The following is a 24,075-nucleotide window of genomic DNA, read 5'->3' on the forward strand; positions in this document are numbered from 1 at the left end:
TTTCTAAGTGCTCACCTGAAAGGCTGGCAGCCTCGCTCCGCCAGCCTTCCAGACGAGAACAACAGTTATGCCTTTGCTGGCTTAACCTTAGCGACATCACCACCAATCTTGGCACAGGTACCCTGAGGTACGTATACCCACTCGTTAGCAGCGCGATCTACAGTAGACTGACCTGCACAACCGTGCTTGCCGTCCAGAGCGCCACAGTCATTCTTACCAGCCATTGCTACACCGGTGCACTTTTCCCAGGCAGCTGGCTGATCTGGTACAGCCATCGCTGCAGAAGCACCTGCAAGGGCAATACCGGCAATCGCTGTTTTCAGTGCAAATGTTGATTTAGACATGATCGATATCCTCAAATTTTATTTTAATGTCCTGACTGGTCACCAAACCCGCAAACAGAACTGTTATTCCCCTTAACATCTGCGGGCCTGCGAGGCAGGTCGTACGAGTCATTTTTGTTGAGACTCATAAGGGATAACGAAGTAGCGTCAGGTTTGATTGCAAAGAATTTAAAAAAAATCGGATTTAATGTTCAGAAATATGCTCAGGAAGGCAAAACAACTTACACAGCAGAAGCAGATAGCCTGCAGCAACGGCCTATCTAAGCCGCTAAGTTATGCAAGCGAAAGATAACCGGTTAACTAAAAAACTGGCTTATCAGAGGGAAACAAGAGACAGAAGGACTAATAAAGCACTTCCCGACGCTATTCGCGACAAACTTCAGGACAACGTTCCAGATATTTAAGATGGCTTCGCTGGCACGGGCCACCTATGCCTGCATAACAGGCACCGCCAACCCCCTTATACAGCGGCCCACCTTTCCCTGCATAGCGCTTACCACCTACACCAGCATATCTTGGACCACCAACACCGGCGTAACAAGGGCCATCTACGCCTGCATAAGCAGGACCACCCACACCAGCATAGGCAGGGCCGCCCACTCCGGAGTAACAGACACCACCAGGCTTTTTGCTACCTTTACAGTCACACACATCAACCGCATAGGCGGGTAATGCCAGGAGTGAAACAAACAGCAATATTAAAATGCGCATAACAAAATTTCCGGGTCAGTGAGACGCAATCATCAGATAGCAATTGGAAAATTGTCCATCAGGCTGACCAGAAAAGCAAAAGCAGTGCAAAATTAAAGCATCACTGATAGAGGCTTTATGTTCTTTATGTCCGCCTTTCGCTTCACATCATCGCTATGTATGGCTTATTCCGATGCACTCAGTTTTTCTTAACGTCTATTCTTACTTCCTATACTCACCGGCACAAACCAATTTTCCAGCGCGAACTGGCGCACTTCAACTCACCAAAATAGTTAAACTGATCCCAAGAATTTTCCGGTATTTTTTCTAGTATAAATCAGCTACCTAACCTCAAAAATTCAGCTAGGCTTGTATGAAAGTGGACATAAAGAGACAAGCCTCAGCGTATTGCCCAGGCTTTATGAGGCAGAAATAATCTACAGTTAACAGAATAACGCCAATAACGTGCACAGCCAGCAGTCGTGGTACATGAGGCCCTAAAAAATCTCTAAGGAAATAAACAGGACCGGAATCTGTGGCCAGTAGCAGCGTTGTTAACTCATTAATGATCAAAGTCGGGAGCGTTATTTTCATAACAACCCTGGTGATTGGTTATTTATGGATCGACAGCGAATACCGTGATCTGGAAGATACCAATCAGCGCTTTGCTAAAAACTATCTGGAAGAACAAAAGCAGATTTTACGTAAAGACGTATTACGCATACGCGAATTTGTACGCCAGCAACAGGATCTGGCCAGTACAGAAATGCGCCGCCAGCTAAAAAATCATGTATATCAGGCGCATAGTGTAGCAACAGGCATCCACCGCCAATATGACAAACGCTTGCCAGACTTTAATATTAAGCAACGTATCATTGATGCTCTTCGTTATAGCCACTTTTCAAGTTCCCGCAGTTATTATTTTATCGACTCACTGAACAACACACCGGTTCTGTATCCACCAGCCCCTGGCATTGAGGGTAAAACCATACAAGCTGGTCAGAACCATCAGGAAAAGCACGAAGTAACTCAGAAAGCTCTGCAGTTGGTAACTACTCAGGATGAGGGCTATGTCCAGTACGACTGGTACAGACCGGATGACGACACCAAACTGGAACGCAAATACAGCTTCGTAAAGCGCTTTGAACCCTATGACTGGATCATCGGCAGTGGTGATTATCTGGTAGATTTTGAAACCCGCAACCGCAGCCGTATTATGCAGGATATTGCCACTACACCTACCTCCAAAATGGAGCCTGATTACTTTTTTGTCGTGTCTTATACCGGCAACCTGTTTGCCTCGCAGGGAAAATATTTCGGCGGAGATACCAATATATGGAATCTAACTTCTCCAAATGGTCAAAAAGTCGTCCAGGATTCAGTCAAGCTGGTTAATCAGAGTCCTCAGGGAGATTTCTATTACTACCCCTGGCCAAAACCAAACGGAGATGTGGCAGAGAAAATTGCCTTCATGGTAGGTATTGATGAATGGCAGGTGTACATAGGTACCGGTGCGTACCTGGACACTATTGATGCTGAAATAGCCCTGCGCAGCGCTGAATTCGCCAGTAAGGTAAATACCCGGGTGCGTACAGCCATTCTCATTTTACTCACTGCTACACTGCTAATTCTGCTGTCCGCTTACTTCTTCAGCCGTCGCTTACAACATAATTTAATGCTGTTTCAGCATGCCTTTAACGACGCAATTGAGAATGGCATCCACCTGAATAAAGACAGCATCTTTTTTACTGAATTCAAACGCCTTGCTGGCAGCGTTAACCGTATGGTCGACCGCCTTAACAGGCAAACCAACGTGCTGCGCCATACTGCACAGCACGACGCCCTAACAGACCTGCCTAACCGTCTTATGGGGAATGATTATCTGGAAGCAATGCTGCATCGGGTAGAAGAACATAACGCCTTACTGGCACTATTTTTTATCGATCTGGATAACTTCAAAGAAGTTAACGACACGCTTGGCCACAGTGCCGGTGACCAGCTGTTACGACAGGTTGCTGAACGCCTGCAAAGCACATTGCGTGAAGAAGATCATCTGGCCCGTTTAGGTGGCGATGAATTTACAATTGTTACCGGCTTCATGCCCAGTCAGGATGATGCTGTGATCATCGCTGAAAAACTACTGGAATGCTTTTCCAGCCCTTTCACTATCAGCGAACAGCAGATTTTTGCCGGCGCCAGTATCGGTATTGCTATATATCCGGACCACGGGCACACCTCTGAATTATTGTTACGCAATGCTGATGCAGCCATGTATCAGGCAAAACATAACGGTAAAAATGCCTTTGCTTTCTACGACAGCCATCTGACAGCGAATTTGCAGCACAGGGTTAACATGGTCGATAACCTGCGCCGGGCAATTGATAATCAGGAGTTTCAGCTGCATTACCAACCACAGGTATGCGTTAAACGTAACCTTACTGTCAGCTGCGAAGCATTGCTTCGCTGGCCCAGAGAACAGGGATGGATCAGCCCTGCTGAATTTATTCCCTATGCGGAATCCAGCGGATTAATCAATCCAATTGGACGCTGGGTTATCAGGCAAGCTTGCGAGCAGTGGGTCAACTGGCGGGGTCAGGGGCTGAGTCTTAGAGCTATTGCCGTAAATATTTCCTGTCACCAGTTACAAGACCCTGAGTTTGTAGAACATATCGTTAGTTGTTTGTCCGAAACAGGCTGCCCGCCAGAAGCACTGGAACTGGAAGTCACCGAAAGTGCATTGCTTGAAACCCCTGAAAAACTCGCCCGGTTGTATAACATGGGCATACGGCTGGCACTGGACGACTTTGGCACTGGCTACTCATCACTTTCCTATCTGAAACAGTTACCTCTGAACAAGATCAAAATTGACCGCAGTTTCATTGACCATATAAGTAATGACGTCAATGATCTGGCAATCACCCGGGCAATTCTGACCCTGGGTAAAAGTCTGAAACTGGAAGTAATCGCCGAAGGCGTGGAAGATGATCTGCAATTAAATGTGCTGCGCGACGAACAGTGTCCTCTGATTCAGGGGTTTATCTTCAGTCCGGCACTGGCACCGGCTGACTTTCTGGAATATGCCATGCGCGACGGTAAGAATGCAGACCGTATCACCCGCATGGGCTAACCATGCAGGCATGATCAGCGTTGATTATTCCCAGTGAGCTTCATCCTCATGTAGCAAAAATTCAACGCTGCGTTCATCACCGGTAAGCTGCTGAATAGTAACGGGAGCACCTTCTGCGTCTAACTCCAGCCAACCTATACCCGAGGCATTTAGCAGGCGCTCACCACTGCGGGCATTCGCCGGTTTATAAGGGATGATTTTCATACCCCGCCGCTTGGTAAACCAGTTCAAAGGTGATAGTGGTGCATATAACCAACGATTCAGGCGGTCAAAGGCAGACAGTAATTTTTCCGGGAATTCATTACGAATTCCACTACTGGTTATCTGCCATATTTCTGGTCCACCGCGCCTGCCCCGCAGCTGGATATCGTATGCAAAAGAGTAATGCACATCGCCGGAAAGGATCACAAAATTCTTCGGTGTACGTGGGTGTCGGAACATATTTAGCAATGCATGTGCCGAGCCAGAATGCGCCATCCAATTTTCTGCATCCACCAGTAAGGGCTTACCCACCCAGGTAAAAATACGCTGTACCGTTTCAATCAGTTTGACACCAAAAACAGGTGCCGGTGAGACAATGATTACAGATTCATGACCGAGAATATCACTCTGTAAATCGGTTAGCGCTTCCCAGTCCATCAAACCGGATGGCCAGTTCAGATCCAGCTCAGAACGCCAGCGATGGGTACGGGTATCCAGCACCACCAGAGGCGTATGATAATCCCAGTGATAATGCCAGCGGGGAAACTTCAACAGCTCATCCAGCAAGGCTTCATATTGTTCGCTGCCAGGCTGCTGTAACCCTGTGGTCACCTGGTCCAGTAGCTCAGGAGAAAACTGCTCTGGCGCATTACCCCAGCCCTGACAAATCAGATACCCCAGCAATGCATTACCAATTACCCGCTTAGAGAATGGATTCGAGTATGCGGTTTGCTCCCAGCCAGCAGTAAGATTCCAGTCATCAGTAATATCATGATCATCAAAAATCATTGCCACCGGTAAGTGCGCCATGACCCGGCGAACCCGGGGTAAACCGGCCATAAACTGATCCAGCACATGCCGCTCTTCGCCATACAATTTTTGCTGGCCTTCATCCAGCGCTGGCGGTGCCTGCAGCGACAGTCGATCCCAGGCAGCCGGCGACCATACCAGCAGATACATCGCCAATACTTCACCAATTGTAATCAAATGATTATGGGCATGGTCAGAGGTAAATACCGGTTTCTCAACGCTGCGGAATAACACATCCTGAAGCCCGCTTTGCTGCTCGGTCGGTAACAACGTATCACGCTGATAATAGTGCGCATCCTGATTATGCAGCTTAGCTTCAGTATGCTGCACATCCGCTATATGCTCTGCCGGCAACCCAAGCTCAGCAAGTAATCCGTGGATGGCCACCAGCATCGGCCCGCCGACATCATCCACATAGACCTGATCACCGGACATCATCAGTACAGAAGGCCAGTGTTGCGGATCGATAAAATGCTGTTGCAGTTTAGCGTCCGCAAATAGCAACCCGTCGCTGCTGTCATGATGCGGCTTACGGCATGATCCGTGTAACACCCGGTCCAGTCTGGAACGTAATACGAAGCCCGGCCGTGGCTGCCCCGGATAACAGATATCATTTGCCCATTCAGTCACGGATTGCCAGGTATCATCTGCTTTCGGCCGTAAACGCAGGTCGTAGCCAATAAAACTGTCTTGCGGTAATGCTTGCTGCAACGGGATATCAAACAGATAAAAAAATAATTGCTCGCCGGCTGGCCAGCAACGGCAATGCAGGCTGGCATCAATTTCCTGATGCAGCTGATCGCCAATAAATAGTTGTAACTGGCTATCAAGTGGTTGTGAGGCCGCTAACCAAAGCGTCAGTTTCTCAGGCGTTAACCGACGTAAAATCGGGCCACAAAGTACAAGTGGCAAAGCAGTTGCTGTCATAGATTCACTATCTGGCGATGTTCAAACATAACTTAACCATACACGGCGGGTGATTAAAACCGCCACAAAATGCACGAGCGTTGATTTTCAACAGTTTCCTCAGCATAACGCATTCAAACAGCTGTTAGAAATCTGTCCCAAAGCCGGTCCAAAATACCATGATTTTGTTATCCCAAACGGATAGTTTTGTGATAACTGCCTGCAAAAATATCCCTCACTAATAATACATTGATGCTCCTGCTGAGACTAAAGCCTGCCCGGTATTTCTGATCAGCAGAGGCTTCCCATGAGGTGATGTTATGACACTGCAAACAACAGGCGCAGGCGGACAAATACTGCGCCAGCCGGAAGCAACACAGAACACCGCACACCGAGACTCAACACAGACAGATTCTTCTCATGCTGCGTACCGGATTCCTGCAGACCATCCGGCACTCGGCGCTTTACCTGCAAAACAACAACAGCAATTTTGCCAATTCGGTACAGGGCCATCCCTCACCCCAGACTTTCCGTTGATTCATCAGGGCTTCGAATATTTTGCCGAACACCAGCCGAACAGCTGCGCGATTCGCGAAGCAGATGGCCGTGAAATCAGTTATAAACGGCTTAATGATCAGACTAATGCGCTGGCAGCCCACCTGCAACGCAACGAAGTTACCCGTGGTGACAGCGTCTGTCTGTTTGTCCGCAGAGGCATAGAAATGGTGGTGGGTATATTCGCCTGCCTTAAACTGGGCGCCAATTACGTCCCCCAGGATATGCAGTTGTGCCCATCACAGCAGCGCAGCCATATCGTCCAGACGGTCGCAGCCAGCATTATCCTGACAACCCGCCAGTACGAGCCGGTAGTAAGTGGTGACGGAGCACAGAAGATAATCGCCATCGACAGTTTTCTTGAGCAACCTGCCGGAATCAATATCGAACAGCGCTTCTTTCGGGCTGCGCACCCGGACGACACGGCAGTAGTGATCTTCACATCAGGCACCACAGGTAAAGCCAATGGTGTCCAGGTAACCCATGCTAATCTGGTGAATATCCTGCTGACCTCGCCGGGCAATATGGGAATTAGCCCCGGCGACAATGTTGCCCAGCAGCTCAATATCGCCTTTGATATGGCCGCCTGGGAAATTCTTGGCTGCCTGAGTAATGGCGGCACTTTGCTGATTCGTAATAAAGATTTTCAGGCAACTGCTGAGCAGGCAGATGTTCTTATCGCAACGCCCAGTATTCTGGCAACATTAGATGCCAGCCGTTGCCAGCAAGTACGTGCTGTTGCCGTCGCCGGCGAACCCTGTCCTCAGCCACTTGCTGATAACTGGGGAGCCTTCAGTGACTTCTATAATTCCTGTGGCCCTACCGAAACAACCATTATCAACACCGCGGAAATTTACCGCCCTGAAGATCCTGTTCTCAGTATTGGCCGGCCAACACCAAACAACACCGTCTATGTTCTCAATGAAAATCTGGAGCCCTGCCAAATAGGCGAAACAGGAGAAATGTGGGCCGGTGGTGTATGTGTATCCAAAGGCTATATCAACAATCCGGATCTGACTGCTGAACGCTATCGGGATGACCCGTTTCTGGGCTCAGGTCATAAAATGTTTCGCACCCGTGATCTGGGCCGCTGGACTGCCGGAGGCACACTGGAACACTTTGGCCGGGTCGATGACCAGGTAAAAATCCGTGGCTTTCGAGTGGAACTCGATGCGGTTTCAGCTGTGTTGGAGCGTACCAATAACTGTAGCCATGCCGTCGCATTGAAGCTCAATAACCGCCACCTGGCAGCCTTTGTTTCGCCTGCAGACGTTGATCTGGAAACAGCCCGCCAGCATGTGCTGGACGCCCTGCCTTACTACTGTGAACCCCTGTTTATCTTACCTATAGACGAACTGCCGAAAACCATTCGCGGCAAAGTCGATAAACGCGCTTTGGCAAACAGCGCCGCTGAACACCACCGTCACCTAGAATCATCAGGAGCAACCGCATGACCAGCCAGAACATGCATATTGATCTGCCCGCTCCCCGTCAGGGCTTACGCAGCACAATAAAAAAACCCCGTTACATGCACTATAACCGGCTGATCACACTGGTTTTTCTGCTTAACGCCGCCGCATTAGGCTACGGTTTTACTCAGGAATGGTGGTCTGCCGGAGGCATTGCGCTGCAAATGCTGGCCGATCTGACCCTGTTTAATTTGGGTCTGGCGATTCTGGTACGTCAGCAATATGTCATTAATTGTCTGTTCTGGCTGTTCACCCGGGCTCCCACCAGTTGGCCGTTGTCTATCCGCTGGACACTGGGCAAAGTTTACCACTACGGTGGTTTGCACAAGGGCGGCGCACTGGCCGGTACATTATGGTTCTTCGTATTTGCCGGCAGTGCCAGTTATCAGTTCCACCAGAATCTGCCGGGTATCTCCGCCACCAGCCTGGGTATTATTTATGGTTTACTGATCTTGCTGGTTCTGATCGTAGTGATGGCGCAAAAGAACATCCGCGCTAAATATCATGACAGCTTCGAGCGAACCCATCGCTTTGGCGGCTGGCTATCACTGGTATTGTTTTGGGCGCTAACGATCTCATTCATCGATGACCAGCGAGGCGCACAAAGCCTGAGTGAAGCTTTAACCGGCGCCACCAGCTTCTGGATTCTGTGCCTGCTTACCGCCAGTATTATTCTGCCATGGTTGCGCCTGCGCCGGGTGCCTATACAGGTTGAAACCCCTTCCAGCCATGTTGCTGTTGCCACTTTTGATCATGGTGTCACACCTTTTGCAGGGTCTTCTACCGCCATCAGTCTGAACCCGTTAATGGAATGGCATCACTTTGCAAATGCGCCATCACCTGACAAAGACGGCTTCCGTCTGGTTATCTCCCGTGCCGGCGACTGGACCGGCAACTTCATCGAACAAAAACCCAGCCATGTATGGGTAAAAGGTATCCCTCAGGCAGGTGTTGCCTACATTGAAGTGCTGTTCAAAAAAGTCGTTTATATCGCCACTGGTAGCGGCATTGGTCCGGTTTTGCCCCACTTGCTTGCACAGGAAGTGCCTATCCATCTGGTCTGGTCTACCCGGGATCCACGCAAAACTTATGGTGATGCACTGGTAGATGAAATTCTCGAAGCTCAGCCGGATGCACATATCTGGGATACCGACGCGGATGGTAAACCGGATCTGGTGAAGCTCGCCTATGAAGCCTGCCAGACTTACGACGCAGAAGCGGTTATCTGTATTTCAAACGAAAAGCTCACCTGGCAAGTGGTCTATGGCATGGAGAGCCGTGGTATTCCTGCTTATGGCGCCATCTGGGATTCATGATAAGGAGTATGAAATGTTGGAGATGATACCTAACAGCGAGAGTCCGCTATTAACAGAACGGCATGGCAAGATAGTCGTCCTGCGGCTTAATCGTCCTGCGGTTCTTAATGCCCTGAATAACCAGTTGATGCAGCTATTAGTTGCAACCTGCCAGGAACTGGACGCGGATCCAAACACTGGCTGTATGGTGCTGACAGGTACTGACCGGGCTTTCGCCGCCGGTGCCGACATCGAAGAATTAGCAGTACAGAAACATTTAAATATGTTTCAGCAAGGTTTCTTTGAACCTTGGGACCAGTTTGCCGCTCTAAGAACTCCGATTATCGCTGCAGTATCAGGCTATGCGCTTGGCGGCGGCTGCGAACTGGCCATGATGTGCGACATCATCTTTGCGGCCGATAATGCCCGCTTCGGGCAGCCGGAAGTCAAAATTGGTGTAACACCCGGCATGGGAGGCTCGCAGCGGCTGACTAAGCTAATTGGCAAATCCCGGGCAATGGACATGATTCTGACCGGTCGGATGATGCACGCAGATGAAGCCGAGCGGGCTGGGCTGGCCGCCAGGGTTGTGCCACTGGATATGCTGTTCAGTACCGCGCTGGAAGCTGCGCAGCAAATTGCCAGTTACAGCAAAGCCGTGACCATGACAGCTAAGGAAATGGTCAAACAGTCAGAGCAGACAAGCTTACACAACGGCGTATTGTTTGAACGGCGCAGTTATTATGCGCTCTACGGCAGTGATGATCAGATCGAAGGTATGCAGGCGTTTATGGAAAAACGCCCTCCGGTATTCCAGCGGTGAATGCCGGCCATTTACAGGATGTCGCCGTGAGACAGGATTTACCCATGGAAAATAAGAAAATACTTATCGTCGAAGATCAGGACGAAATAGCCGACCTGCTGCAACTGCACTTGTCAGACCTCGGTGCAGAAATTACCCGAGTCAGCGACGGCCATAGCGGTATGCGTATGGCCTGCAGCATGAACTGGGATTTGCTGATTCTGGATATACAGCTACCCGGCCCTTCCGGTCTGGAGATTTGCCGCAGCGTAAGACGCAACCAGAATTATGTCCCCATACTGTTACTCACTTGTCGCTCCAGCGAACTGGACCGAGTGCTGGGACTGGATCTGGGCGCAGATGATTACATCACCAAACCTTTCAGCGTTATGGAAATGATTGCCCGCATCAAAGCGATGTTTCGTCGGGTCAGCGCCATACAGAACGCTAATCCTAAACAGCAGGCCACCCTTAAACTGGGTAGGTTATCAATTGATGAAAAGCTCCATGAAGTAAAACTGGCCGGAAAAATCATCGACCTGACCGCCCGTGAGTTTGATTTGCTGCACTATTTCGCCAGCCAGCCCGGCAGAGTTTTTCGCCGTTCTGAGTTACTCGATAATGTTTGGGGCTATGGCCACGCAGGCTACGAACACACCGTCAACTCTCATATCAATCGGTTACGGGCAAAAATTGAAGCAGACTCAAATAACCCGGAAATTATCGTGACCGTCTGGGGAGTCGGCTACAAGCTGGATACAGAGAGACTCAGCCTGTGAACCCTAAGCGCGCTATTGATACGTCGGCTGAAAGTATACAAAAAGGTCTGGTTGGCACCCTGAATACCCGGTTATCGCTGGCGCTGATGTTTATCGTTATTGCCGTGGGCGTAGCTGTCATGCTGGTTAGCCAGAACTGGATGCGTGCTTACTACGAAGAACTGACGCAAAAACTGAATTTCAGTATCGCTATGTACGTAACCGATACTTACAGCCTGATCACCCAAAACGGCGATACTGCCCGCGTTCAGGTGGATGCTATAGAAGCGCTCGCCCAGCAGGCAATGGTGATCAATCCTCTGGCTGAAGTCTATTTACTCGACCCTCAGGGCAATATTCTCGCCCATGCCCTGCAGGATGATAACCTGGCACGCCGTAGTATTCCGCTGGCGCCGGTGAAAGCATTTATTAACGGCGACATAGAATACCCGCTACGTGGCTCCGATCCCCGCCACCTTAATGCTGAAAAAGTATTCTCCGCCGCAGAAATTCGTCAGGACGACCAGTTACAGGGATATCTGTATGTCATTCTCGGTGGCCAACTGTACGACAACATTGAAGATGGCATTCAGGACAGTTATAGCCGATCTATGGTGTTGGTTGCTATCGCTGTCATCACGCTGGCGGCAATCCTTGCCGGCTGGCTGATCTTCCGGCTATTAGTCCGCCGTCTGGGCATGCTCAGCCTGGCCATGCATAGCTTCAGCGAACAAAACCTAGACCATTGCCCTGTTAACCAACAGCAGATACAGGCCCCCTTGCCTAAAGATGAAATAGATTTGCTGGCACAAACTTTTGAGCGCATGTCAGAAAAAATCAGTATGCAGTTTGAGATGCTCCGGGAAGCTGATCAGACCCGCCGAGAACTGATCAGTAACGTGTCGCACGACCTACGGACGCCGCTATCAACCATTCAGGGGTATCTGGAAACGCTGTTGATAAAGAACAGCAGCCTCAGTGAAACTGAACGGGTAGACTTCCTGCGCACCGCAATGCACAGCTCTCATCGACTGGGGCAGCTAATCCAGGATTTATTTGAGTTGTCCAAGCTGGAAGCCAAACAAATGAGCGCAGACTGCGAACGTTTTTCACTGGCGGAACTGGTTTTCGACACCATTCAGGAATTCAAACTGCAAGCTGAAGCCAAGCAAATCCATATAGAGGTGGTGAACCGGCAAAACAGCGCGTTTGTTTATGCCGATATCAGCCTGATACAACGTGTTTTTGAAAACCTGTTACGTAACGCTATCGCTTATACACCTGAGAGCGGTGAAATCCGGCTGCAGATTGAAGCGGACGCGACTCTTTCACAAGATGCCATTAAAATCAGTATCATAGATAACGGCCAGGGCATCAGCCCCGAACACCTGCCATACATCTTCGACCGCTTCTATACTCAGCAACAGGCACAAAGCACCAATACCGGTTCAACCGGGCTTGGGCTGGCCATTGTTAAACGTATTCTGGAACTGCACAGCAGTGAAATAGAAGTACAAAGCCAGCTAAACCAGGGCAGTTGTTTCCGTTTTTCACTCCAGTCGGCCGCCTGACACTTCCTTAAAACACTTCGGTCTTACAGGCTTTTTCTTCAAAATTTGCCTTAAAACTGGCCTCTATGACTAAGGTCAACTGCCCCCGTTGACCTTAGACGATTCTGTTTATACTCTATCTGGCACGCAAAACTCATATAGGTTTGCGGAATTACAGTTGATGAGCTGCGAAATCAATATCTGACAGAGAGCATCAATTGTAGGAGACAAAAGGTAGAGGTCTGCAAACATCAGACCTGTGCTCAAGCTCCCGGGGGTTTCCTGAAGTATTAAACGGTTTAACAGTTTTTAGGAGCAATCAATGAGCGTCTCCTGGTGCAAGTCGTATCTGCTGCCAGCCAGCCTGTTTGTGATTTTTAGTTTTTGTCTGAGTGGATGTATAGATCAGGAACCCGATACAATTTCCTGGCGTTTACAAACTCAGGCGACCAAAGAAAGTATTGATTATCAGGGGCTTTTAGAACTTTCTGACAGCGTCAGTAAGATGAGTGCTGGCCGCTTACAACTGGAAATAATCCCCAGCTGTGAAGTTCCTGCCGGACCGGATATCTATAGCGCTGTACAGGAACGCCGTATCGAAATGGGTAACGGCTGGCCTAACTGGTGGTCTGGTCAGCATCCTGCCTGGGCGTTGATGAACGCTGGTCCTTTCGACTTCATGAATCTTGATGCCTCGATGATGTTCTTTCTCGCCGGAGAAGGTACACAGCTGGCCAACACGCTATCATCTCCAGACGGTATCTTATGGCGCCCAGCCTGGTGGCCAGGTATGGAGTTTGGACTGATATCCAAAGAACCTATTACAGGCCTTGATGACCTGCGCGAAAAGAAAGTGCGCATCGGTCCGGGGTTGCCCAGTGAAGTACTAACCGCTGCAGCCGGTGCCTATACTATCCCGCTGGTGCCGAACGAAATTCGTCCGGCGCTTGAAAATGGCGATATCGACGCCGTGGAATGGACAACCGCACGGGGCGCCTGGGATTTAGGTCTGCATGATATTGGTCAGCACGCCATTGTACCGGCAATCTGGCAGCCTTCAGTTCTGTCTGATTTTCTGATTAATCAGGCCGCCTTTGATGAGTTAGCGCCAGACTTACAAGCCATTCTTGAAGCAGCAATAAAGTCTTACACGCTGTCAGTAACCATGAAAGCCAAAGTCGCAGACTTCGAAGCTTTCAAACAATTGGCAGACAGCGGCGTCAATATAAACCGCTGGTCGCAGGAAGATATTGACCGCTGGCGTGAAGAGTCTGACAAAGTATTAGTCAAATATGCTCAGAGAGATCCAATCACTAAAGAAATTATCGATAAGAAACGCAGCTTTAAAAAGGAATACAACCAGTACTACGACTGGTTCGGGAATTATGAGCAGCAATGATTAACCGCTTAACGATCCGCCTGTTCTGCATCGTTAGCCTCATAACCCTGCTGGTTATGAGTTCTTTTGTCGCTGTACGTTATGTGGCAAATGCGGAATTGATGGAGAGCACCTCCCAGGAACGGGGCTTAGCAGTCGCCAAGCGGGTTGCTGCATCAGTAAAGCCAACTATCTGGAATATTTACAACAAATCTTACAACCGTACTTATACCTCTGAGTTTGCCGACGCTATTCTTGATGCCGAAATGGACTCTGAGTTCATTCAGGGCATCAAGGTATTCGGTAACTTCGGGCATCTCTACATGGGTAAAATCAAGCGTGAAGACGATCAGATTGAACGTTTCAACGCCGACAGTGATGACCTTATCTGGAAACAACAACCCAACCGTATCAGTTACCCCGTATCACTGGGTGCTATGACCATCGGCCACGTTGAGGTCAGTTATTCTAATAAAGAATTCGCCGAAACCCTGCAAAGTTCTCTCTGGGTAGACATCACGCAGGTCGCTATTGTCAGCCTGTTATTCGTCGGCTCTCTTTATATTGTATTGCGGCTGGCACTGGTCTCGCCGATGCAATCACTCCAGGTAGCCCAGCACGCACTGGATGCCCTTGATGAAGCAGTATTCGTCGTCAATAAAGACGGCCATGTCATCGATATAAACCCCAGTTACACAACTATTACAAATTACAAAGAAAACGAAATACTCCACCGCCCTCCTGCCATTTATGCCACCGATCGTGCGCAGCTACCTATTTTCCAGTTTGCCGCCGAAACCCTTGAGAAAAAGCACAGTTGGGCCGGCCAGGTTGTTGGCCAGCGTAAAGACGGCAGCACCTTCCCTGGCTGGCTGAATATCAATATTGTTGAGCCAATCGACGGCGTTCTGACCGACGCAAATACCACTTATGTTGGTGTATTAACGGATATTGCAGAAAAACAGGAAGCTGAGCAAAAGCTGCATCATCTGGCGTATTTCGACACCTTGACACAAATCCCCAACCGCTACTCATTCATGCTACGGCTGGAAGCAGACATCCACCTGGCCAGTCGCCAGACCAGCGCCCTGGCCTTGTTGTTTATTGATCTGGATAACTTCAAGTGGACCAACGACAGTTTCGGTCACGAAGCCGGCGATCTGCTACTTATCGAAATCGCCAACCGCCTGAAAGCCCGCTTACGTAAGTCTGATACCGTCTACCGCATCGGCGGCGATGAATTTACAGTCATCGTATCCAGTTATCTGGATAACGAAAGTTTGGTGCAACTGGCGGAAGATCTGGTCAATACGATAGGCAGGACCTTCTATGTCGATGAGCATAAGATAAAGCCTGGCGCCAGCATTGGCATTTCAACCTTCCCGGGTGATGCCGCCAATGCACACGAACTGATCAAACGTGCGGATTCCGCAATGTTCCAGGCCAAAGAACAGGGACGCGGCCAGGTCTGCTTCTTCTCCTCGCATCTTGAGCAGCAACGCCAGCGCGATCAGATGATAATTGAAGGCCTCAAAGAGGCTATCCAGGAAAACGAACTGGATCTGCATTACCAGCCTAAAGTTGTGCTGCGGCCTGACGGCTTCGACGTAATTGGCGCCGAAGCACTGCTACGCTGGCACCGGGATGGTGAAGTTGTATCAACACCAGACAGGTTCATTCCTATTGCCGAGCAAAGTAACTTAATTTGCGAGTTAGGCTACTGGGTAATTGATAAATCCTGCCAGCAAATCGCTGAATGGAAGCAACAGCAGCTTGGCCCTTTAACCATCGCTGTTAACCTGTCACCACGGCAGTTTAAAGACAGTCTGTTATGCGAATACCTGGAAGGCTGCCTGAAGAAATATAAAATTCAGCCCGGTGAGTTGGAGCTGGAAATAACCGAAAGTGCGGTCATTGAAGACATAGCGGGCTCAATTAAAACTCTCACTAAGCTACAAAGCCTGGGTATTTCAATTGCAATGGATGATTTCGGGACAGGCTATTCATCACTGGGCTATCTGAAGCAATTGCCAATTGAAGTGCTGAAGATCGACCGCTCCTTTATCAGTACTATTCCAAATCCGGATGACAATGACGCCATTGTTAAAGCAATCTTTTCAATGGCCAATGCTCTCGGCCTGGAAGTTGTTGCCGAAGGCATCGAAAACCAGCAACAGCTGGAGTTTCTCATTGCGAACAATTGTCAGGTTGGACAAGGATATTATTTCTCCCAGCCATTACCCGTCAAACAGTTCAAACGCTGGCTTACCGCACAAGCCAAACCACTGCTCAGTCAGATGTAACTGGCTCAGCCACTTATTGCTCTACAAAAAAACCATGCCCTCCGGCATGGTTTTTTATATTGCTTTCAGGCTTTAATCACGCGGACTAAACGCGCCGCTGGTTCGCATTTCACCGCCAGCTACTGTTGACTCAATAGCTTCTGGAACAGTGTCTTCAGCACCTTCATATTCCTTGGCATACTCCTGTTTCAGAGAACGCAGCAACGACCAGATCATAAAGCCAATACCAATCGCGAACGGGCTACCCGCCACAATTGACGCTGTTTGCACCGCCTTCAAACCACCACTGAGTAACAATACGATAGCCAGCATGCCGGTAAATAGCCCCCAGGTGATTTTCATGCCAAATGCAGGCTCATAAGCGCCTTTAGACATTTGCATCGCCACAAAGAAACATGCCGAATCTGCAGAGGTTACCAGAAAGATAATCATGCTGATGAAGACAACCAGGCTCAGCAAACCACTCATTGGGAAGCTATCCAGCAGGACGTAAATACCTGAACCGACATTCGCCTGCACAGCCTCAAAAATCTTCACCTCACCACCAGCTTCCAGGCCAATGGCAGAACCGCCGATAACCGCAAACCATAGCATTGAGCACAATGTAGGTGTCAGCACAGCAAACAGAATAAACTCACGCAAAGTACGACCACGGGAAATTCGTGCCACAAAGCCACCAACAAACGGCGACCAGGAAATAACGATCAGCCAGTAAAAGACTGTCCACCAGTTAATCCAGCCACTCTTTTGCAGCGGATCTGCCCAGAAAGTCATTGGCAGCAAATTGCCCAGATAATTACCGATACCAGTCACGTAGTAACGCAACAGAGTATTAGTATCACCCGTTAGTAAGATGAACACGCAGAAAGCCACGACTATCGCCACATTGACCGTGCTCAGATACGCCACGCCACGCTTCAAACCGGAAACCGCAGACAAGCTGTAGAGAACAGCCAACACCGCGATAATAATGACTTTGCCCGTGTTACCTGTCTCAATCCCAAAGATATGATTAACGCCGTAATCAATAGAAATTACACCTAAGCCCAGCACCGTAGCAATTCCGCCAATGGTCGCTACCGCACCTATCAGGTCCAGTAACCGTGCCCAGACACTGCCTTCTGTACGTTCACCCAACAAGCCATACAGGGCGATACCAATATTCATCGGCTTACCGTAACGAAACGCAGGAAACGCAATGCACAAGCCAACTATGCAGTAGCCCATCCAGGTATGCAGCCCCCAGTGAAGAGAAGTTATCTGTAAAGCAACAGGTATTGCTTCAGGTGTAGCAGGCTCAGCCATATAGGGCGTTTGCATGTAGTGATAAAGCGGTTCAGCTACGCCCCAAAGCAGGAAGCCAACACCAATACCACAGCTGAATAGCATGGCGACCCAGGTAAAGGTCGTAAACTCAGGCGTTTCATCTTTCGTACCCAGTTTGAGATTTCCATAGCGGCTAAATCCTACCCAGAGACCAATGCCCACATACACGGCTAACGCCAGTACATACGCCCAGCCAAACTGGCTACTCAAATACCCTTGTGCATTACTGGCGTAAGCTTTCAGGGTATCCGGGCTGGCCACTCCCAAGGCAACAATCAAAAGGGTAATACCCGCCGTTGTCCAGAACAGCGGCTTGTCATAATCACCCAGGAACCCACCACTTCGGGTGGCTGACAGTTTATCCATCATCATTCTCCTATTTATTTTTATTCTCGGATCTTTTGTTTCGGACGTTTCAGATCTTTAGGTTGCAAGAGTGCTCTCTGACGCTGTCACGTCAGAGAACAAAATTGTTATTTGCGATAAACGATCTCCCCGTTAGAAAGGGTCATGTAGATTTCCTGCTGGCTGATATCCTCAACGGGCACACTCAGAAAAGCCGCATCGATCACAGCTAAATCGGCCAGTTTCCCTACTTCCAGCGACCCCTTACGGGTTTCGTGATACACCGAGTACGCGGCATTCCAGGTATAGGAGCGTATCGCTTCCAGAACTGAGATACGCTGGCCTTCCCCCATATCCCGGCCCGTCAGACTGAGTCGGTTTACAGCTGCGCTGATGGCATCAAAAGGCTTATACGACTGAACGAAGGCATCGGTACTGATGACCGCAGGTACACCCTCATCCAGCATGTCGCGCAATGGACAAAAACGCTTCGCCCGCCGCTCGCCGTAAATACTTGTCAGATCATCGCCGGTTTCATTCACCTGACCTGGCTGAGTCACCGGAATAACGCCCAGACGTTTGATACGGCCAACCTGTTCGCGGGTTGGCCCATGACAGTGTTCAATACGGTGACGGGCATTACTCCGCGGGAAGCGTCGCTGCGCTTCTTCAACCGCATCGAGTACGATATCCATCGCCATATCTCCCTGGGTATGCACACCGAACTGCATGCCCCGGCTATGGGTATCAATCAATGCTTCTTTAAACGCTTCGATATCGGGCCAGTAGGTGTAACCTCTGCCGGCGCTCTTGTTGCACTGGCAACCATGTTCCGTCTGCGGCTCGTCTGCGTAGAACAACGCTGTACCACCAATTAGCGCACCGTCGCAGTAATACTTCATCGGCCCGATAGACAGCAGATCGTTGCCAATATGATCGGTGATACCCAGCTCATTAATCGCATTCTGATGATTCGACAGGTACATACAGGTAGTTTTAATGGTCAGCTTGCCTTGCTGACGGGCAGCCATATAGCCAGGCATCTCACGGGTGGTTACCTGCGGGTCTACTACAGACGTAATACCGACTTTCAGATAGGCCTGACAGGCACGGTCAATATCATCTACCAGCTCTTCTAATGGCAGGTCATAGCCGATATCCGGACCATGATGTCCTACGTCTACACTGGTCGGAATGACAAGCTGCTGCGCGCTGTCATAGGCATAACCAGTGATCCGTCCCTGCTCATCGCGAACAAACATACCGCCGGCAGGGTCAGGCATTGCATCCGTGACTCCAGCAAGCTCCAGAGCCAGACTGTTCACCAATACGTTATGACCGCTGACGTGAACGATACATACCGGATGCTCAGGAGAAATATCATCCAGGTCCCAGCGGGTTGGCAACCGGCCGTCAGCAAACTTTTCGTAGTTCATACCCCAACCACGAATCCACTTACCCGGCGCGCAGTTCTCTGCCGCTTCACGAACGGCATTACGTAAATCTTCAATTGACGAAACAGCAGGGTAACCAAAGTCCACCGTTGCGAACGCAGCCCCCTGATGGGTCAGATGGTTATGTGCATCAATGAAACCCGGCATCAGGGTACGCCCCTGTAAGTCGATCACCTGATGGTTATCTACCTGCGCCAGTATTTCTGCATCGTCGCCGACAGCGGAAATGTGCTTTCCAGTGACCAGCAGCGCAGAACAGATTCGATCCTGCGCATCAACGGTAATCACTTCACCGTTAATAAAAGCAAAATTGGCCATATACACCTCGAATTATTGTTATTTGTAGCCATTGAGTTTCTGCACCTTTATCTGTGCGGAAAGCCTCTGATTAACCAGTTTAGGGAAGGGATAAGTTCGGTAAAATCACCAATAACAGAAAATTAGTTTGGAAAATCCTGAAGTAATAGCCATGCGAATTCAGCCTGGAAGGAGAATGATTTATGAGGGGTATCAAGAAGTTAATTAGGTATATGGCATCCTCAGCCTGCTCATTGGAAGATTGAAATCCATATACACATCGCAGGTAATGAATTTTTTTCCGCTTGTACTCAGCATTGACCACTATCAATATGGAGCAAACCGTACCTATAAAAATAACGACGGGATCTGAAATGCCTTTGCATCACAACAGCGATTATTCAATTGGCAAAACCAGCAGTATTGATATCCGCCTGCTGAGTATCTTTGTAACTGTGGTTGAAAGCGGCGGGTTCACCCAGGCACAGGAACCTCTGAATATCGCCCTGTCCAGTATCAGCACCTATATTCAGGACCTGGAAACACGCTTGGGAATAAAACTCTGTAACAGAGGCCGTGGAGGTTTCTCCCTGACTGAAAATGGCCAGGTGGTATACGCTGAGGCCTGTAAACTATTTTCCAGTGTTGATCAGTTCAACGCCAATGTTGCCAGCCTCAACGGCAAACTTACCGGTGAGCTGAAAATAGGTATTCTCGACAACTCAACTATGTCACCGAATACCAGAGTTCAGGATGTGATTCATCGCTTTGCTGCGCAACATCCGGATGTCCACATTATTATTAAAGTACTGTCATCCGACGAAATTGAAGACGAACTCAGCGCCGGCACATTACATCTCGGCATTGGTTTATTTACGGATGCAGGCAAGCACTTACGGGTTATTCATCGCTTTCTGATTAGCGTCGACCTGTTTTGCGGTTACCAGAGTCCGCTGTTCACCGAAGCACATATCGATACCGCAGCACTGAAAGATTCCGGATATGCCAAAGGCTGCTATGCACCAGAAATGAAAAGCGCTTTGGCACAATCACTACCACCGGCCACAGCCTCGTCTTACTTATCGGAAGGACTCGCCTTCCTGATTTTATCCGGCCGCTATATTGGTTTCCTGCCACGCCGTTACGCCGCAAACTGGGTCAGCAACAATGAGATGCGTACACTGCCACGGGAACTGTTTAGCCACGAAGTGCAATTATCTCTGGTGGTCCGTAAAGGCGAGCATGTTGGGCCGGTGCTGCATACATTTCTGGAAAGCTTTGCTGCCTTTACCGCCAGCGATTAATAGTTCCCGAATGTAATTAAAGCCCCTCCCCAAAGTGAGGACTCTATGTGCGACAAAACCCACCGCAATCATACAAAAGGCGACATTTAATGGCATACTCGGGCCACTTAACAATAATAAAGTGCGGCCCGATGGAGCGATATGGTCAGCGCTGGCTCTCGGGTTGTTTGGAATTGTAGCGGACACAATTATCTTCCGAACCGCCATACTGGAAGATGTACAATGCTGAAAAACCTATCTCTGAGGGCAAAGCTTGGCTCTGTCCTGATCCTCACGCTGCTCAGTTGTGCAGCGCTGGCATATGCTGCTCTGACGTCTATTAACCAGATATCCAGCAGTGCCGGACAAACTATCCAGGTTAACTCTCAGCTGGCTCAACTGCAGGAACTGCGCTTAGGTCTGTTTGAATTTGAACGGGCTGAAAGTCACGACATGGCAGCCGTTGATTCACTGGTTGCTAATCAGAGAGAGCAAATAGCCTCACTTAGTGCATTGGCTGCCGAAAACTCACTCGCCGCTGATGCGAATGCCCTGGAAGCTAATTACAACCTCTATATCGACAATTTACGTAAACTGGCACAGCTTGATCAAACGTTGGGGCAAAGTGATGACGAAGGCTTACGCCAGTCTGTCAATACAGTCGGTACAGAACTTACCGGTAAAGTATTGGGAGCTTTGAAACCGATTCAGCGCGATACCAGTATCCTGGTCAGCATTTATTTTGAACAACATAAGGCCGAGCAGCATGAAGAGATTCAGTCACTGTTTACCCAGTTCAGAGCAGCAGCAGATGATATTAATCTGTACGACTTTTACCAGGAAACCTTTGAAGCTTACCTTGCCAGCTTTGGGCAGGCAGCAGCCGTTGTAACGGACATTCGAACCACACGTGAGGCTGCCGACGAGCAGCTTGGCAATATCCGTACTAACGTGCAGAGCTTGATTCAGCAAATGAAATCAACCGTCCTCCAGCAAGTGGAAGCGGACATGCAGAGTACGATCAGCGATGCCCGGATAATGGTTACCGGAGGCGGTCTGATATTAGCTGCTATTCTGTTTTTACTGATTTTCAACATTGCCCGTACGATCACCGCATCCATGAGCAGTATCATTGATTGCCTGGAAGGTATTGGCGCCGGTAACCTCAGCCTGCGTTTACCTATTAATGAAAAACGTAACGATGAATTTGACCGGACAGCCAACGCGGTCAACCATATGGCGGACGAACTGGAAGGGATTGTCGGTCAGGTAAAAAACACCAGCCTGGAACTGACCACTGCTGCAGGTGTACTGCATACTTCTATTGAACAGGTAAGCCAGACCTCTGAACAGGTAACTGAACAAACCACTACTGTAGCTTCAGCAACTGAAGAAATGAGCGCGACTCTGCAGGACCTTACCAATACTACAAACGATGCCGACTCTATGGCCCGCGAGTCATTCGAGACAGCAGTAGAAGGCTCCAAAGTTATTGACCGCGCAGTGAATTCCTTTACTGAAACTGCCACTCTATTCTCTCAGGTAGATGAAGAGATTCAAGAACTGAATCAACACTCAACCAAGGTCGACAGCATTACCGATATGATCAGCGATATTGCCAATCAGACAGGTCTGCTAGCGTTGAACGCAGCTATTGAAGCTGCGCGCGCCGGTGAGCAAGGGCGAGGATTTGCGGTGGTTGCCGATGAAGTACGTACTCTGGCTGAAAAAACAGTACATGCGACAGCCGAAATCACATCTATTGTCGATAGCATGGCAACGCTGACCCGCTCACTGATTAAAAGTATGGAAAGTGCCCGTGAATGCATCAGTGTTGGGCAGGGATACAGTGAAGAAGCTCTGTCAGTCGTCGGTGTAATTAATGACGGTATTCAGGGTGTAACGGACCGTAATCATCAGGTTGCTGTCGGTATCGAAGAAATGGCCCGCGTAACGCAGGAAATTGCTACCAATATGGAAGAGATTGCCGGCGCAATGGTGGAAAGCAACCAATATACGTCTGACATTCGCAGCCAAAGCATTCAGGTTTCCAGCCGTGGACAGGAGCTGGTTGAATCCGCTGAGTGCTTCCAGGTAGATTCCCGCAACTCATAACCTTTCAAGGAAGCTCCCCGTAATAACAGCGGGGAGCATTTCTCAGCAAATAAAGACAAACTCCGTCTTTTATTCAGGTTGCCAGTGACTATCTGTCAATTGGTGGTTATTTTCCCGAAGTAAAATTTGTAGCGTATCGATAAGCGTATCCCCATGCTGCAATACGTTATGCCCTGCCAGACGATCCAGCAGACTACGCTGCTTAGTCACCATTAACCGCCACTCGACTGTAGTACTGCCCTCTGCACCTGTTACACCCAGATAATAGCCCTGTTGCTGGCCGTCATGCAGTAGATCGAGGCGTAGCTCCCAGCCCCAATCTTCTTCATACAGGTCTTCAACAACCACGCCATAAACCGCCAGTTTCTCTGCCAGCCAGTTTGCTACTGTCTTACCGGGTATAGCCTTCTCATCCCCGCTGACAGTAAACTCTTCCAGCCCAACAGCAGCATTAAACGTCATAATATAATTCATCATGCGCTCCTTGCTGTTATGCCTAAATGTTAATTTTCTCTATCCTACTGACGACAGTTTTTAACAAATACCTGCTGTAATTTATGTGGCTGGTATCCTGCCCGAAGATAGAATCCGTGCGCCTCTTCCCGACGCGTATTCGCCCGGATACGAATGCTGCTTACCTGAGGTTTCAGCCATGCTTCAGCCGTTAGCATTAAAGCTTGCCCAACGCCACCGCCACGGCACTCCTCTGAAACCACCAGACTGACTATTTCACCAACACAGCCTTCCGCCAGACGCACATCAAGAATAGCACTGATACAACCAATAACAGGTGTATCGCTGGTTTCGCCCGACTGACAAGCAACCCATATCTCATGCCCATTAGCCCGTAGCTGCTGTAGCCTTTCGGCCAGCTCAGATGGTGTCCAGTGATAGCCTAGCTGTTGCATCAGTTCCGCAAGTTCAGGTGTATCAGCTGCGATAGCCGGTCGAATATCCAAATGCATCATTACCTCCTGTTACTCATACTGTGTGATCCCGGATGAACTCCAAAACAAACTGTGCTATTTATATTTTGCCCGCATTTTTTTGTAACGCTGAAATGCCTG

Annotated in this window: 17 protein-coding genes; 10 read left to right on the forward strand and 7 right to left on the reverse strand. The window is 49.3% G+C overall.

Features of this window, described 5'->3' with window-relative positions; translation table 11 throughout:
* Positions 1-65 precede the first annotated feature (65 nt).
* Both OCU49_RS22785 and OCU49_RS22790 read right to left on the reverse strand, forming a co-directional pair.
* Entirely contained in the window at positions 66-344 is a 279-nt protein-coding gene (locus tag OCU49_RS22785; protein ID WP_261842809.1) for a BufA1 family periplasmic bufferin-type metallophore, read from the reverse strand.
* Between the two features lie 363 nt (positions 345-707).
* Positions 708-1,055 carry a hypothetical protein gene (locus OCU49_RS22790; RefSeq protein WP_261842810.1) on the reverse strand — a complete coding sequence of 116 codons (348 nt, stop codon included), beginning with the start codon at positions 1,053-1,055 and terminating at the stop codon, positions 708-710.
* A 514-nt stretch (positions 1,056-1,569) separates the two neighbouring features.
* Here OCU49_RS22790 and OCU49_RS22795 point away from each other — a divergent pair.
* Entirely contained in the window at positions 1,570-4,161 is a 2,592-nt protein-coding gene (locus OCU49_RS22795) for a bifunctional diguanylate cyclase/phosphodiesterase (RefSeq protein WP_261842811.1), read from the forward strand.
* A gap of 24 nt (positions 4,162-4,185) precedes the next feature.
* Here OCU49_RS22795 and OCU49_RS22800 read toward each other — a convergent pair whose 3' ends face one another.
* Positions 4,186-6,099, reverse strand: coding sequence for an alkaline phosphatase D family protein (locus OCU49_RS22800; RefSeq protein ID WP_261842812.1), 1,914 nt, complete (start codon positions 6,097-6,099; stop codon positions 4,186-4,188).
* 299 nt (positions 6,100-6,398) lie between these two features.
* On the opposite strand from OCU49_RS22800, the gene OCU49_RS22805 reads away from it, so the two are divergent.
* The 7 genes from OCU49_RS22805 (at position 6,399) to OCU49_RS22835 (ending at position 16,188) form a co-directional block, all read left to right on the forward strand.
* Entirely contained in the window at positions 6,399-8,087 is a 1,689-nt protein-coding gene (locus OCU49_RS22805; RefSeq protein WP_261842813.1) for an amino acid adenylation domain-containing protein, read from the forward strand.
* Entirely contained in the window at positions 8,084-9,418 is a 1,335-nt protein-coding gene (locus OCU49_RS22810) for an FNR domain-containing protein (RefSeq protein ID WP_261842814.1), read from the forward strand. Before OCU49_RS22805 ends, OCU49_RS22810 begins: the two co-directional genes overlap by 4 nt.
* 13 nt (positions 9,419-9,431) lie before the next feature.
* On the forward strand, positions 9,432-10,220 hold the full coding sequence (locus OCU49_RS22815; RefSeq protein ID WP_261842815.1) for an enoyl-CoA hydratase-related protein: 789 nt from the start codon (positions 9,432-9,434) through the stop codon (positions 10,218-10,220).
* A gap of 44 nt (positions 10,221-10,264) precedes the next feature.
* Positions 10,265-10,978: a winged helix-turn-helix domain-containing protein gene (locus OCU49_RS22820; protein WP_261842816.1), complete on the forward strand. Its 714-nt coding sequence runs from the start codon at positions 10,265-10,267 to the stop codon at positions 10,976-10,978.
* Positions 10,975-12,528 (forward strand): sensor histidine kinase, encoded by a 1,554-nt coding sequence (locus OCU49_RS22825; protein WP_261842817.1) that lies wholly within the window; start codon positions 10,975-10,977, stop codon positions 12,526-12,528. The genes OCU49_RS22820 and OCU49_RS22825 overlap by 4 nt, the downstream gene beginning before the upstream one ends.
* A gap of 301 nt (positions 12,529-12,829) precedes the next feature.
* Positions 12,830-13,906, forward strand: a complete 1,077-nt coding sequence (gene dctP / locus OCU49_RS22830) for a TRAP transporter substrate-binding protein DctP (protein WP_261842818.1) — start codon at positions 12,830-12,832, stop codon at positions 13,904-13,906.
* A complete protein-coding gene (locus OCU49_RS22835) occupies positions 13,903-16,188 on the forward strand; it encodes a putative bifunctional diguanylate cyclase/phosphodiesterase (RefSeq protein ID WP_261842819.1) in 2,286 nt (761 codons plus the stop codon). The genes dctP and OCU49_RS22835 overlap by 4 nt, the downstream gene beginning before the upstream one ends.
* Positions 16,189-16,260: 72 nt before the next feature.
* Here the strand turns inward: OCU49_RS22835 and OCU49_RS22840 are convergent, their stop codons facing one another.
* Both OCU49_RS22840 and OCU49_RS22845 read right to left on the reverse strand, forming a co-directional pair.
* Positions 16,261-17,880: a BCCT family transporter gene (locus OCU49_RS22840; protein WP_261842820.1), complete on the reverse strand. Its 1,620-nt coding sequence runs from the start codon at positions 17,878-17,880 to the stop codon at positions 16,261-16,263.
* Positions 17,881-17,987: 107 nt separating this feature from the next.
* Positions 17,988-19,631, reverse strand: coding sequence for an amidohydrolase (locus OCU49_RS22845; RefSeq protein ID WP_261842821.1), 1,644 nt, complete (start codon positions 19,629-19,631; stop codon positions 17,988-17,990).
* A gap of 353 nt (positions 19,632-19,984) precedes the next feature.
* On the opposite strand from OCU49_RS22845, the gene OCU49_RS22850 reads away from it, so the two are divergent.
* Both OCU49_RS22850 and OCU49_RS22855 read left to right on the forward strand, forming a co-directional pair.
* The gene (locus OCU49_RS22850) at positions 19,985-20,914 is read left to right on the forward strand and encodes a LysR family transcriptional regulator (protein WP_261842822.1); all 930 of its coding nucleotides are present in this window, start codon (positions 19,985-19,987) and stop codon (positions 20,912-20,914) included.
* A gap of 222 nt (positions 20,915-21,136) precedes the next feature.
* Positions 21,137-23,008, forward strand: a complete 1,872-nt coding sequence (locus OCU49_RS22855; RefSeq protein WP_261842823.1) for a methyl-accepting chemotaxis protein — start codon at positions 21,137-21,139, stop codon at positions 23,006-23,008.
* A gap of 69 nt (positions 23,009-23,077) precedes the next feature.
* Here the strand turns inward: OCU49_RS22855 and OCU49_RS22860 are convergent, their stop codons facing one another.
* Together OCU49_RS22860 and OCU49_RS22865 are read right to left on the reverse strand one after the other, a co-directional pair.
* Complete coding sequence (locus tag OCU49_RS22860) at positions 23,078-23,485, reverse strand: hypothetical protein (protein ID WP_261842824.1); 408 nt, start codon at positions 23,483-23,485, stop codon at positions 23,078-23,080.
* A gap of 41 nt (positions 23,486-23,526) precedes the next feature.
* The gene (locus OCU49_RS22865; RefSeq protein WP_261842825.1) at positions 23,527-23,973 is read right to left on the reverse strand and encodes a GNAT family N-acetyltransferase; all 447 of its coding nucleotides are present in this window, start codon (positions 23,971-23,973) and stop codon (positions 23,527-23,529) included.
* Positions 23,974-24,075: the final 102 nt, after the last annotated feature.

It is taken from the genome of Aliamphritea ceti, assembly GCF_024347215.1.
Taxonomy (GTDB): domain Bacteria; phylum Pseudomonadota; class Gammaproteobacteria; order Pseudomonadales; family Balneatricaceae; genus Amphritea; species Amphritea ceti.